The organism is Vagococcus sp. CY53-2 (assembly GCF_022604695.1).
Lineage (GTDB): Bacteria > Bacillota > Bacilli > Lactobacillales > Vagococcaceae > Vagococcus.
On record NZ_JALAHP010000002.1, the window covers coordinates 128,331 to 140,759 of the forward strand.

Sequence of the window (12,429 nt, forward strand, 5' to 3'; positions counted from 1 at the left end):
AAGTGAAATAGAATGAAAAAGACAATAGAAGACATTTTAGAATTTGATAAAGTGAAACAATTATTATCACAACATATTGTGACAAAATCAGGATTAGAGCATGTGAGTGAGTTAAAGGCTTCTCATTCATATGATGAGATAGAAGAAGCGTTAATGGAAACGGAAGATGGGATGACAGTTCTACGTTTGCGTGGTGGGATTCCTATGCCGATTTTAGAAAATATTAAACCACATATGAAACGAATTGAAATAGGTGCCATGCTTAATGGGGTTGAGTTAGCTCAAGTTGGACGTGTGCTAAGAACAGTATTAGAGATTCAATCCTTTTTTGATGATTTAAATGATGCTGAGGTTGCTTTACATCGATTATATGATTGGTCAGAAAAAATGATTGCGTTACCTGATTTATCAAAAATCATTCGATTATCAATTGATGAAGATGGTCATGTAACAGATGACGCGTCACCTGAATTAAAACAAATTAGACAAAGTATTAGACGGTCAGAGCAAGCAGTTAGAGAACAGCTTGATGGCATACTTCGTGGAAAAAATTCAAATTACTTGAGTGATACGATCGTGACAATGAGAAATGATCGCTATGTTATCCCAGTAAAAAGTGAGTATCGCAGTCATTTTGGTGGTGTTGTTCATGATCAAAGTGCATCTGGTCAAACAGTTTTTGTTGAGCCAAGGCAAGTAGTTGAATTAAATAATCGTTTAAGACAACACCAAATTGCTGAAAGAAAAGAAATCGAGCGTATTTTAGCTGAGCTTTCTAATGAATTAGAACCTTACAGACAAGATATTTTACAAAATGCCTATGTTTTAGGTAAACTAGATTTCATTAATAGTAAAGCATTATTTGGTAAACAATTGAAAGCTGTTGTGCCAAGATTGAGCGAGGACAAGGATGTTAACCTTAAACAAGCTAGACATCCACTAATTGATGAAGATGTTGTGGTACCAAATGATATTGTAATTGGTAAAGAGTATCAAGCTGTGGTCATCACTGGACCGAATACAGGTGGTAAGACGATTACGCTTAAAACATTAGGATTACTTCAATTAATGGGGCAATCAGGGTTACCAATTCCTGTTGGAGAAGAAAGTAGTATTGGAATCTTTTCAAATATTTATGCAGATATTGGGGACGAGCAATCAATTGAACAGAATTTATCAACGTTCTCTTCACATATGACAAATATTGTGTCAATTTTAGATAATCTTGATTCAGATAGTTTGGTATTATTTGATGAGTTAGGAGCGGGGACAGATCCACAAGAAGGAGCAGCATTGGCTATTTCTATTCTAGATAAAGTGGGAGAAATCGGCGCCTATGTTATGGCAACGACTCACTACCCTGAGTTAAAAGTTTATGGCTATAATCGTCCAAATACAATTAATGCTAGTATGGAATTTGATGTTGATACACTTAGTCCAACATATCATTTGTTAATTGGAATTCCTGGTCGAAGTAACGCGTTTGAAATATCAAAACGTTTAGGGTTATCACCTGATATCATTGAGCAATCTAAACAACTTATTGACGGAGAAAGCCAAGATTTAAATGATATGATTTCTGATTTAGAAAATCAACGGAAAATGACGGAAACCGAATATTTGGAAATGCGTCACTATGCTGATGAGGCGGAAAATCTTTATCATGATTTAAAAGAAGCGTATGAACGATTCTTTACTGAACGTGAAAAAGAGATGAATAAAGCGAAAAAAGAAGCAAATGAAGTCATCAGTAAAGCGCAAGAAGAATCGGAAAAAATGATTAAAGAGATTCGTCAAATGCAACTAAGAACAGGGAATAATCAATCCGTTAAAGAACATGAATTGATTGAAGTTAAATCAGGATTAGAAAATCTAAAACATGATGAAACGCACTTGAAGAAAAATAAAGTCTTGAAAAAAGCGAAAGAGAAAAAAACATTTAAAGTTGGTGATGATGTTTTAGTTGAAGCATTTGGTCAAAGAGGAACATTGATTGAGAAAGTTGGCAATAAAGAGTGGCAAGTTCAATTAGGTATTCTGAAGATGACTGTCTCAGAAGATGGCATGACACGAATTGCACCAGAGAAAGAATCTCGCATGCGTGTATCAACGGTGAAAAGTGATGGTGGCGGTAGTCGTCAATCAGTTTCAACTCAACTGGATTTACGTGGTAAACGTTATGAAGATGCCTTAGCAGAAGTTGATCAATACATTGATGCAGCATTACTTGCAGGTTATCCTCAAGTAACAATTGTTCACGGACGTGGAACAGGTGCTTTAAAACAAGGGGTACAAGAGTACTTGAAAAATAATCGTCGAGTAAAAAAATATAATTTTGCTCCTAGCAATCAAGGTGGAGACGGCGCGACAATTGTAACTTTCTAAAAAGTGAGCAGATTGTTAGTTCTTTACTACCCCCGATGGTATAATCAGTTTATAAAATAAAAGATGATTTAGGAGATGAATGAATATGGTAGAAAATATTACAGATGCAAATTTTGCAGCAGAAACAGATGAAGGATTAGTATTGGTAGACTTTTGGGCACCTTGGTGTGGACCATGTCGTATGCAAGGACCTATTTTAGATGGTATTGCAACAGAATACCAAGACAAAGTAAAAATTGTTAAAGTAAATGTGGATGAAAACCCTCAAACAAGTCAAGCACACGGAATTATGAGTATTCCAACATTACTACTTAAAAAAGATGGTCAAGTTGTTGAACAAATGGTTGGTGTCCAACAAAAACCACAATTAGAACAAGTATTTAATAAATATCTTTAAAATTAAAATCATTCTATGGTGAATAGTCACTGTGGAATGATTTTTTTTTCAACAAATTGTATACTTGACTTGATAAAGAGAGAGTACAAGGAGATTGAACTAGTGAACGAAAGAATAAAAAATAAATTAGCTTTGTTACCGGATCAACCAGGCTGTTATTTGATGAAAGATAAACATAATACCATTATATATGTTGGTAAGGCGAAAATTTTAAAAAATCGTGTGCGGTCTTATTTTACAGGGACGCATGATGAGAAGACACAACGACTAGTTAGCGAGATTGTAGATTTTGAAACGATTATTACAGAGTCGAACACGGAAGCTCTATTGTTAGAAATTAATTTAATTCAAAAAAATATGCCGAAATATAACATCATGTTAAAAGATGATAAGAGCTATCCCTTTATTAAAATTACCAATGAAAAAGCACCAAGACTGCTTATTACTAGAAAAGTATTGAAAGATAACGCCATTTACTTTGGCCCGTATCCTGATGTCAAAGCAGCCAATGAAACCAAGCGACTACTAGATAAAATCTATCCACTTAGAAAATGTAAAAATCTACCAAATGAAGTATGTTTATATTATCATATGGGACAATGTTTAGGACCATGTGTGAACCCAGTGGTAGAAGCGAAGTACAAAGAGATGGTAGAAGAAATTAAAAAGTTTTTAAATGGTGGTTATACCGAGATTCAAAAAGAAATTGAAGGAAAAATGATAAAAGCCTCTGAAAATATGGAGTTTGAAAAAGCGGCAGAATATCGTGATCAAATTCAGTCTATTCAAAGTGTGATGACCAAACAAAAAATGACGAATGCAGATTTTGTTGATCGCGATGTTTTTGGTTATTATGCAGATAAAGGATGGATGGTTGTTCAAGTCTTTTTTGTTAGACAAGGTAAACTTATTGAAAGAAATGTGTTCGATTTTCCCTTTTATAATGAGCCAGAAGAAGATATGCTGACATTTATCGGCCAGTTTTATCAAGAAAATCATCATTTTATTCCGAAAGAAATTTTACTACCAAAAGAATTGGATAAGACGCTTGTAGAAGCAATGATTCCAACTAAAATATTACAACCTCAACGTGGTGAAAAAAAAGATTTAGTCGAATTAGCTAATAAAAATGCCAAAATTTATTTGGAAGAACAGTTTAATTTGATTGAACGAAAAGAAGATAGAACGATTGGGGCGGTAGAAAAGCTAGGACAAGCAATGAATATTCCAATACCTAATAGAATAGAAGCATTTGATAACTCGAATATCATGGGAGTAGATCCTGTTTCTGCGATGGTAGTTTATATTGATGGAAAACCATCAAAAAAAGACTATCGCAAATTTAAAATTAAAACAGTTGAAGGTCCAGATGATTATGCCTCAATGAAAGAAGTGATTTATCGAAGGTATTCGCGAGTAATAAAGGACAATTTACCAATGCCAGATTTAATCTTAATTGATGGTGGGAAAGGACAAGTACATGCAGCTCAGGATGTGTTAGATAATCAATTAGGTTTAGATATACCAATTGCAGGATTAGCAAAAAATGATCAACATAAAACAAGTGAGTTATTATTTGGTCCAGATTTGGAAGTTATTCCGTTAAAACGTAATTCATCTGAATTCTTTTTGCTTCAGCGCATACAAGATGAGGTCCATCGATTCGCTATTACGTTTCATCGTTCAACACGTAGTAAAACAAGTTTTGCCTCTAAATTAGATGGTATAGATGGTCTTGGACCAAAGCGTAAAAAACAATTATTGACAAAATTTAAATCGATGAAAAAAATTGAGGAAGCAAGTATTCAAGATTTGATTAAATCAGGCTTACCTCAACGAGTCGCAACTAATGTATACCAACATTTTAAAGCAATAAAAAAATAGTCAAATGATAAAAAAAATGTTACAATTTAAAGCATGTTTTTTTAATTCGATAATAGAGGAGCCTTAACTATGAATTTAATTATACAAATCGTTACGTTACTTATCATTTTTGTCAGTATGTTTATTTATTATCGTCAAGTAAGTAAAGCAAAAAAAAATCAGTTGGGTTTAGAAGTATTAGCTAAATCATCTCAATTAACCATGAGTGGGTTTATTTTAGGATTAGGTGTTATTTTAACTGAATTAAATTCATTTGGACTTTCAAGAAGTGAATTTGTGAATCATCTATTGATATACGGTGCATTTGTGAGTTTAGTGACAATTATTAGTATTTGGTACTACTCTAGAACGCTAAAAAAATAGAAACATGTTTGTTTAAAAAGTCACAGTCAAAAAAATTGACTTTTTTGTGAAAAAATCATATAGTGTCGATGGACTAAAAGTTGGAGGGAATAAAAAATGAGCAGACCAAGAGTCGTTATTTTGGGGGCAGGCTATGCAGGCCTAAAGACAGCTAAAGAATTGAGCAAGAAAAATGTTGAGGCGGATATCGTTTTAGTGAATAAAAATGATTATCATTATGAATCAACGCAATTACACGAAGTAGCTGCTGGAACAGAACCAGCAAGTAAAATAACATTTAATATTGTGGATGTTATTGATACAAAAAAAGTTGAATTTATAAAAGATACTGTTATTAAGGTTGAAAAAGATGATAAAAAAGTATTGTTAGAAAACAATGGTGAGCTATCATATGACTATTTAGTAATGGCATTAGGTTTTGAATCAGAAACATTTGGCATTCCAGGTGTAGATGAATTTTCTTTGCCATTAGTAAATATTAAAACAGCAGAAGCAGCACAAGCACACCTAGATAAAATGTTATCTAATTATCAACAATCTAAAAATGAATTAGATTTATCAATAGTAGTATGTGGTGCTGGTTTTACAAGTATTGAATATTTAGGTGAGATTACAAACCGTATTCCAAAATTGGCGAAAACAATGAATTTCCCAATGGATAAAGTGAAAATTACTTGTATTGAAGCAATGCCAACCTTATTGCCAATGTTTTCAGAAAAACTTGGTCAATTTGGCATTGACGTATTAAAAAAACGTGGTGTGACATTTAAAGTTGGCACACCAATTAAAGAAATTAAAGAAAATACAGTTGTTTATGAAGAAAATGGTGAACTAAAAGAAGTTCATGCACATACAATTATTTGGACAACAGGGGTTAAAGGAAGCCATGTTGTTGGAGAATCTGGATTTGCAGAACGTCGTGGACGTGTGATGGTGGAAAAAGATTTACGCGTTGAAGGTTACCCTGATATCTTTATGATTGGTGATGTGAGTGCCGTAATGGATGAAGAATCTGGTCGACCATTTCCAACGACAGCTCAAATCGCAATTAAACAAGGTGAAGCAGCTGCAAACAACTTAGCTCGCTTATTGAACAACCAACCTACTGAAGCCTTTACTTTTAAATCTTTAGGAACGGTAGCTTCAATTGGTAATAATGTTGGGATGGGCCAAATCCTTGGTGGAAAAGAAGTTAAAGGATATATGGGATCAATTGTTAAGAAAAGTATTATCAATAAATCTCTTCTTGATGTTGGGACTGCAGGAACACTTCTTAAAAAAGGCCGTTTTGATTATTATCATTAAAAATAAGAATAAAGAGCACCTTATTAGATTGAAGTCTAACAAGGTGCTTATTTTATTTAGGTTGATTATTGTAAAGTTGATGCATAATTTTTTTACCTGTTTTAGTTGCTGCTAATCCACCTTCAGCAGTTTCTTTAAAAGCAGAGGGCATTTGCATTCCGACTTGATGCATCGCTTCGATTACTTCATCTACAGGAATAACACTTTTAACTCCTGCTAAAGCCATATCAGCAGAAATAAATGCTTGGGAAGCACCTAAGGCATTTCTTTTAATACAAGGTATCTCAACTAACCCAGCAACTGGGTCACAGATAAGACCTAGCATATTGATAAGGGTTATTGCAACAGCATGAGATGCTTGTTCAGGTGTTCCACCACACGTTTCGACTAAAGCACCACTTGCCATAGCACTAGCTGATCCAATCTCTGCTTGGCACCCACCAGCAGCACCACTAATTGAAGCATTATTTGCAATGACTAAACCGATAGCACCAGCTGCAAATAAAAAGTTGATTTGTTGTTCTTTTGTTAAATCACGTTTATCTGTTAAAGCAGATAATACTCCAGCAGCAACTCCAGCGCTACCAGCAGTAGGTGTGGCACAAATTAACCCCATTTCAGCGTTAACTTCATTAACTGCTATGGCATTTTGTACAGCACGTAAAATAGTTTCACCACTTAAAAAGTTTCCTTGATTGACATAGTCATTCATCCTAGGAGCATCTCCACCAGTTAAACCGGTTACAGAAGTAACACCTTTTACCCCTTTTTCAATTGAGGCTAACATAATAGAAAGATTTTTTTCCATATGAGCGATAATCACATCACGTGGTCGCTGTGAAACATCTATTTCTGTTTGGATCATAGCTTCGGCAATTGAACCATGTTCATTTGCTAAAGTAATTAATTCTTCAATTGTTTCAAACATGTTTGTCTCCTTTCTAGTTGAAAAAATCAACCGCATCAATATGTTCAATTTGTCTCAGAGAATCGAGTAAGCCATCCACACGATTATCTACCTCGATAATCATCATAGCTTTTTCTCCTTTGGCTTCTCTTGTTAATGTCATGGTGCTGATGTTAATATTTTTTTCAGATAACAGTCGCGTTACGTTAGCAACAACTCCTGGTTTATCCTGATGGAAAGTAATGTAGGTTGGTGTTGAAAAATCTAAATTAATTTTAAAACCATTAAGTTCAGAAATTTGAATGGATCCACCACCAATAGAGATACCAGTACATGTCATGCTACGATCTTTTGTTTTTAATATCATTTTAACTTGATTAGGATGGTCAGCTTTTTCAATTTTAGGTATAAAAGCTACTTCCATTCCTTTTTCATGAGCGATTTCCAAGGATTTGGCTAAACGGTCATCATCTGGATCCATCCCAAGTAACCCACCAACTAACGCGATATCAGTTCCATGACCACGATAAGTTTTTGCAAAAGACTCATATAAATAGATATCAACAGAAAGTGGCTGTTCACCTAAAATACGTCGGATGACTTTTCCAATTCTTGCAGCACCAGCAGTATGTGAACTGCTAGGTCCTATCATGACTGGTCCAATGATGTCGAAAACGCTATTATATTGCCCCATGATTTACCTCCGTATATATTATTATTTGATTTTAGTTTATCATGAAAGGTTGATTTTATTGTAAACTTAGTCTTTTTTTTATTTAAATATAATGTGATAAAATAGGAAAAAGCGTATTTTAATTTATGAGTGGAGGAATAAGAATGAAAACAGAACTGATTGTAGTAGGAACTGAATTACTGTTGGGGCAAATTATTAATACAAATGGCGCTTTTTTGTCGAAAGAGTTAGCTGATTTAGGTTATGAAGTTTATTTTGAAACAACAGTTGGAGATAATAAAAAACGTTTAATAGATACCTTGAATTTAGCTTCAAAAAGAAGTGAGTTAATTATTTTGTGTGGAGGGTTGGGGCCAACAACAGATGATTTAACAAAAGAAGCAGTGAGTGAATTTATTAATGAACCGTTAGAATATGATAAAGAATCTCTAGAAAAGATTTACCATTTGTTTTCATCGACAGATAAAGTCATGCCAGAAAATAATAAAAAACAAGCACTTACCTTTAAGAAAGGCATAACATTAAAAAATCCAACAGGTTTGGCATGTGGTGCTTTTATTGAAGTGAATGGTGTTAATTATCTACTTTTACCAGGGCCACCAAGTGAATTAACGGCTATGTTTGAACAAGAAGCTAAACCTCTACTCAGAAAACTATCTCCACACCATAAGGAATTGGTATCGCGTTATTTACGATTTATTGATATTGGCGAGTCGCAGTTAGTAACAGATTTATCAGACATTATCGATGCGCAAACTAATCCAACAGTAGCACCTTATGCTAAGTCAAATGAAGTGATGTTAAGACTTACGGCACAGAGCTCAAATTTAGATACGGCTAAAGAGTTATTAGATGAAATGGAAGAAAAAATATTAGATATTGAAAAGCGTTATTTTTATGGTTATGGAGAAGAATTAACCATTCAAGAAGTTGTTATTAACCAATTAAAGAAACAAGGAAAAACATTATCAGTGATTGATCTATTAACGGATGGTCGTTTTTTTACTGTAGGGACTGAGGTAGCTGGTGGGGAACAAGTTGTAAAAGCAGGATTCAACGTCAATAGTAAGAGCATGTTATCTTCTATATTTAATCAAACAATTGAGGTAAGTGACGATAACACGCTCGGGAAAGAGTTAGCAAAATCAGGATTAGAGATGTTTCAAACAGATTATGTAATGGTGTTATTAGGAGATGTGAGTCATGGAAATGATGAATTACCTGAAGGGATTATTTGGTTTTTCTTGGCTAATAAAGAAGATATTATCTGTAAAAAAAGAATATTTAAACGTCACTTATCTTATATGAAAGACGGTGCTATAAAGCATGGATACAATTTTATACGATTAAATAGTTAATCGGGAACGCGAATATTTGTTCGCTTTTTTCTTGCTTTTTTGATTAAAAAAAAGTATATTAAAGAGTGAAGAGATAAAATAACTGGAGGTACATACATGGCAGATAATCGTAAAGCAGCCTTAGATGCTGCGTTAAAAAAAATAGAAAAAGATTTTGGTAAAGGTTCAGTAATGAAATTGGGAGAGAAAGTGGATACACAAATTTCAACAGTATCTAGTGGCTCTCTTGCTTTAGATTCTGCCTTAGGTGTTGGCGGATACCCACGAGGAAGAATTGTGGAAGTTTACGGTCCAGAAAGTTCTGGTAAAACAACGGTTGCACTACACGCTATTGCTTCAGTTCAAAAAGCTGGCGGGACGGCTGCCTTTATCGATGCAGAGCATGCATTAGATCCTAAATATGCAAGCGCGTTAGGAGTTAATATTGATGAGCTATTGTTATCACAGCCGGATACTGGAGAACAGGGGTTAAATATTGCGGAAGCACTAGTTTCAAGTGGAGCAATTGATATTGTTGTAGTCGATTCTGTTGCAGCACTTGTACCAAGAGCTGAAATTGATGGAGAAATGGGAGATTCACATGTTGGTCTGCAAGCTCGTTTAATGTCTCAGGCTTTAAGAAAATTATCAGGAACAATTAATAAAACCAAAACCATTGCTATCTTTATTAATCAAATCCGTGAAAAAGTTGGTGTGATGTTTGGAAATCCAGAAACAACACCAGGTGGGCGTGCATTGAAATTTTATGCAACAGTCCGTTTAGAAGTTCGTCGTGCAGAACAATTAAAATCAGGGACCGATATCATTGGTAACCGTACAAAAATTAAAGTCGTTAAAAATAAAGTGGCGCCACCTTTTAGAATAGCAGAAGTAGATATTATGTATGGTGAAGGAATTTCGCAAGAAGGCGAATTACTGGACATGGCTGCAGATAAAGACATCGTCAATAAAAGTGGTGCCTGGTATTCTTATCAAGATGAACGTATTGGTCAAGGCCGTGAAAATGCGAAAAAATATTTGGCTGAACACTCAGAGATGATGGAAGAGATTTATCAAAAAGTACGTTTAGCTTATAATATGGATGGTGTAAAACCTGAAGAGGTAGAAGAAGAAAATGAAAAATTAGAGGAAATGTCTGTCGAATCCGAAGATTAATTGTATAATAAACTACTGTTTAAAGTAATAATAACGAATTATGTTATTCTATTAATTTAGACAGTAGTTTATTTTTTTATGCTTTGTTGTTTAGCCTCTTTTTTAAGTTGACACTCCTTTTAACAAAGATTAGAATATATAATGTATAGTTAAATATATACACTCATATTTTATATATGATTTAAGTCATAGTAATATGTTTTACATCTACGAATAACACAATAATAAAGATAGTATGGAGGTGTTTTTATGGCTGCTACAATACTCCTTGCTATCATCGGTTTAATTGTAGGTCTAGCAATTGGCTATTTTATTGCCATGACTCGACATAAGAGGTCTATAGAGGGTGCGAATAATACTGCCACCGGAATTATTCGACAAGCCAAGAAAGAGGCTGAGACTCTAAAAAAAGAGCATTTGTTGGAAGCAAAAGAACTGAATCAACAATACCGATTCGAAATCGAAAGTGAGCTGAAGGAAGAAAGAGCTGAATTAAAAAATCAAGAAAATAGACTGTTACAAAGGGAAAACAATCTTGATCGAAAAGATGACTCTTTAGAAAAACGCGAACGTTCACTTGAAGAAAAAGAGGAAAAACTTGATTCAAGGAAACAATTGATTGATGAGCGGGAAAAAGAGGTATCGACCTTAATTGAAAAACAAGAGATAGAATTAGAGCGTATTGCCAGTCTATCTAAAGATGAAGCACAAAACATTATCATGAACGACATGAAAGCAGAATTGTCACATGATCGGGCAATGTTGATTAAAGAAAGTGAACAACGTGTAAAAGATGAAGTAGATCGTAAAGCACGTAATATGTTAGCTTTAGCGATTCAGCGAAGTGCTGCTGACCAGATCTCTGAATTGACAGTGACAGTTGTTACATTACCAAACGATGATATGAAAGGTCGAATTATCGGACGAGAAGGCCGAAATATACGAACACTTGAAACATTAACAGGTATTGATTTGATTATTGATGATACACCAGAAGCAGTCGTCTTATCTGGATTTGATCCAATTAGACGAGAAATTGCTCGAATGACATTGGAAAAATTAATTCAAGATGGTCGTATTCATCCAGCTAGAATTGAAGAGATGGTGGAAAAATCTCGTAAGGAAATGGATGAACGGATTCGCGAGTACGGTGAGAACGCAGCATTTGAAGTGGGAGTTCATTCATTACACCCTGATTTAATTAAAATACTTGGTCGTTTAAGATTTAGAACAAGTTATGGTCAAAATGTTTTAAATCACTCAATCGAAGTAGCAAAACTAGCTGGTGTCTTAGCTGAGGAATTAGGAGAAGATGCAACGTTAGCACGTAGAGCTGGATTACTACATGATATTGGTAAGGCTTTAGATCATGAAGTAGATGGCTCTCATGTTGAAATAGGAACAGAGTTAGTAAGTAAATATAAAGAAAATCCAGTAGTAATAAATGCTGTTGCCTCTCATCATGGTGATGTAGAAGCAACTTCTGTAATCTCTGTCTTAGTTGCAGCAGCAGACGCTTTATCAGCTGCTCGACCAGGAGCAAGAAGTGAGTCATTGGAAAACTATATTAAACGTTTAGAACGTTTAGAAGGAATTGCTAATGATTTCCCTGGTGTTGAAACAAGTTTCGCAATACAGGCTGGTAGAGAAATTAGAGTTGTAGTGAAACCAAGTGAAGTGACAGATGACGAAGCCGTTATATTGGTTCATGACATTCGTAAGAGAATAGAAGACGAGCTTGAATATCCTGGACACATTAAAGTAACGGTTGTTCGTGAAGTTAGAGCAGTTGATTATGCTAAATAACGTTTACCAATAAGAAACAAAAAACAGATGGAGAAATTCATCTGTTTTTTTATTTACAAAATTTAATAAAGGTAAACGACTATTTGTTATTGCAGCATTTTTAATGACGATTAGATTTTTTATAAAAAATGAAAAGTAAGAAATGATAGATAAAAAAATGGAATATTCTTTTAAT

Annotated in this window: 10 protein-coding genes; 8 read left to right on the top strand and 2 right to left on the bottom strand. The window is 34.3% G+C overall.

Annotated features, from left to right (window positions below; all coding sequences use genetic code 11):
• Positions 1-12: 12 nt before the first annotated feature.
• The 5 genes from MN581_RS04460 to MN581_RS04480 all read left to right on the top strand — a co-directional run bounded on the left by MN581_RS04460 (position 13) and on the right by MN581_RS04480 (position 6,334).
• A complete protein-coding gene (locus MN581_RS04460) occupies positions 13-2,385 on the top strand; it encodes an endonuclease MutS2 (RefSeq protein ID WP_241699274.1) in 2,373 nt (790 codons plus the stop codon).
• Between the two features lie 85 nt (positions 2,386-2,470).
• Positions 2,471-2,782: a thioredoxin gene (gene trxA / locus MN581_RS04465; RefSeq protein WP_117972493.1), complete on the top strand. Its 312-nt coding sequence runs from the start codon at positions 2,471-2,473 to the stop codon at positions 2,780-2,782.
• Between the two features lie 102 nt (positions 2,783-2,884).
• Positions 2,885-4,666: an excinuclease ABC subunit UvrC gene (gene uvrC, locus MN581_RS04470; RefSeq protein ID WP_241699275.1), complete on the top strand. Its 1,782-nt coding sequence runs from the start codon at positions 2,885-2,887 to the stop codon at positions 4,664-4,666.
• A gap of 69 nt (positions 4,667-4,735) precedes the next feature.
• Complete coding sequence (locus tag MN581_RS04475) at positions 4,736-5,029, top strand: hypothetical protein (protein ID WP_117972495.1); 294 nt, start codon at positions 4,736-4,738, stop codon at positions 5,027-5,029.
• A gap of 96 nt (positions 5,030-5,125) precedes the next feature.
• On the top strand, positions 5,126-6,334 hold the full coding sequence (locus MN581_RS04480; RefSeq protein WP_117972496.1) for an NAD(P)/FAD-dependent oxidoreductase: 1,209 nt from the start codon (positions 5,126-5,128) through the stop codon (positions 6,332-6,334).
• Between the two features lie 52 nt (positions 6,335-6,386).
• Here MN581_RS04480 and sdaAA read toward each other — a convergent pair whose 3' ends face one another.
• Both sdaAA and sdaAB read right to left on the bottom strand, forming a co-directional pair.
• Positions 6,387-7,262 carry an L-serine ammonia-lyase, iron-sulfur-dependent, subunit alpha gene (gene sdaAA, locus MN581_RS04485; RefSeq protein ID WP_117972497.1) on the bottom strand — a complete coding sequence of 292 codons (876 nt, stop codon included), beginning with the start codon at positions 7,260-7,262 and terminating at the stop codon, positions 6,387-6,389.
• A 13-nt stretch (positions 7,263-7,275) separates the two neighbouring features.
• Complete coding sequence (gene sdaAB / locus MN581_RS04490) at positions 7,276-7,935, bottom strand: L-serine ammonia-lyase, iron-sulfur-dependent subunit beta (RefSeq protein WP_117972498.1); 660 nt, start codon at positions 7,933-7,935, stop codon at positions 7,276-7,278.
• A gap of 143 nt (positions 7,936-8,078) precedes the next feature.
• On the opposite strand from sdaAB, the gene MN581_RS04495 reads away from it, so the two are divergent.
• The 3 genes from MN581_RS04495 to rny all read left to right on the top strand — a co-directional run bounded on the left by MN581_RS04495 (position 8,079) and on the right by rny (position 12,254).
• Positions 8,079-9,293 carry a CinA family nicotinamide mononucleotide deamidase-related protein gene (locus MN581_RS04495; protein WP_158559370.1) on the top strand — a complete coding sequence of 405 codons (1,215 nt, stop codon included), beginning with the start codon at positions 8,079-8,081 and terminating at the stop codon, positions 9,291-9,293.
• Positions 9,294-9,389: 96 nt separating this feature from the next.
• Positions 9,390-10,448 carry a recombinase RecA gene (gene recA, locus MN581_RS04500; RefSeq protein WP_117972500.1) on the top strand — a complete coding sequence of 353 codons (1,059 nt, stop codon included), beginning with the start codon at positions 9,390-9,392 and terminating at the stop codon, positions 10,446-10,448.
• A 249-nt stretch (positions 10,449-10,697) separates the two neighbouring features.
• Positions 10,698-12,254 (top strand): ribonuclease Y, encoded by a 1,557-nt coding sequence (gene rny, locus MN581_RS04505; protein WP_117972501.1) that lies wholly within the window; start codon positions 10,698-10,700, stop codon positions 12,252-12,254.
• Positions 12,255-12,429: the final 175 nt, after the last annotated feature.

What these genes read in the sequence shown, in the direction of transcription:
- MN581_RS04460 (WP_241699274.1), top strand. Translation starts at nt 13, where the DNA reads ATGAAAAAGACAATAGAAGACATTTTAGAATTTGATAAAGTGAAACAA.
- trxA (WP_117972493.1), top strand. Translation starts at nt 2,471, where the DNA reads ATGGTAGAAAATATTACAGATGCAAATTTTGCAGCAGAAACAGATGAA.
- MN581_RS04475 (WP_117972495.1), top strand. Translation starts at nt 4,736, where the DNA reads ATGAATTTAATTATACAAATCGTTACGTTACTTATCATTTTTGTCAGT.
- MN581_RS04480 (WP_117972496.1), top strand. Translation starts at nt 5,126, where the DNA reads ATGAGCAGACCAAGAGTCGTTATTTTGGGGGCAGGCTATGCAGGCCTA.
- sdaAA (WP_117972497.1), bottom strand. Translation starts at nt 7,262, where the DNA reads ATGTTTGAAACAATTGAAGAATTAATTACTTTAGCAAATGAACATGGT.
- sdaAB (WP_117972498.1), bottom strand. Translation starts at nt 7,935, where the DNA reads ATGGGGCAATATAATAGCGTTTTCGACATCATTGGACCAGTCATGATA.
- MN581_RS04495 (WP_158559370.1), top strand. Translation starts at nt 8,079, where the DNA reads ATGAAAACAGAACTGATTGTAGTAGGAACTGAATTACTGTTGGGGCAA.
- recA (WP_117972500.1), top strand. Translation starts at nt 9,390, where the DNA reads ATGGCAGATAATCGTAAAGCAGCCTTAGATGCTGCGTTAAAAAAAATA.
- rny (WP_117972501.1), top strand. Translation starts at nt 10,698, where the DNA reads ATGGCTGCTACAATACTCCTTGCTATCATCGGTTTAATTGTAGGTCTA.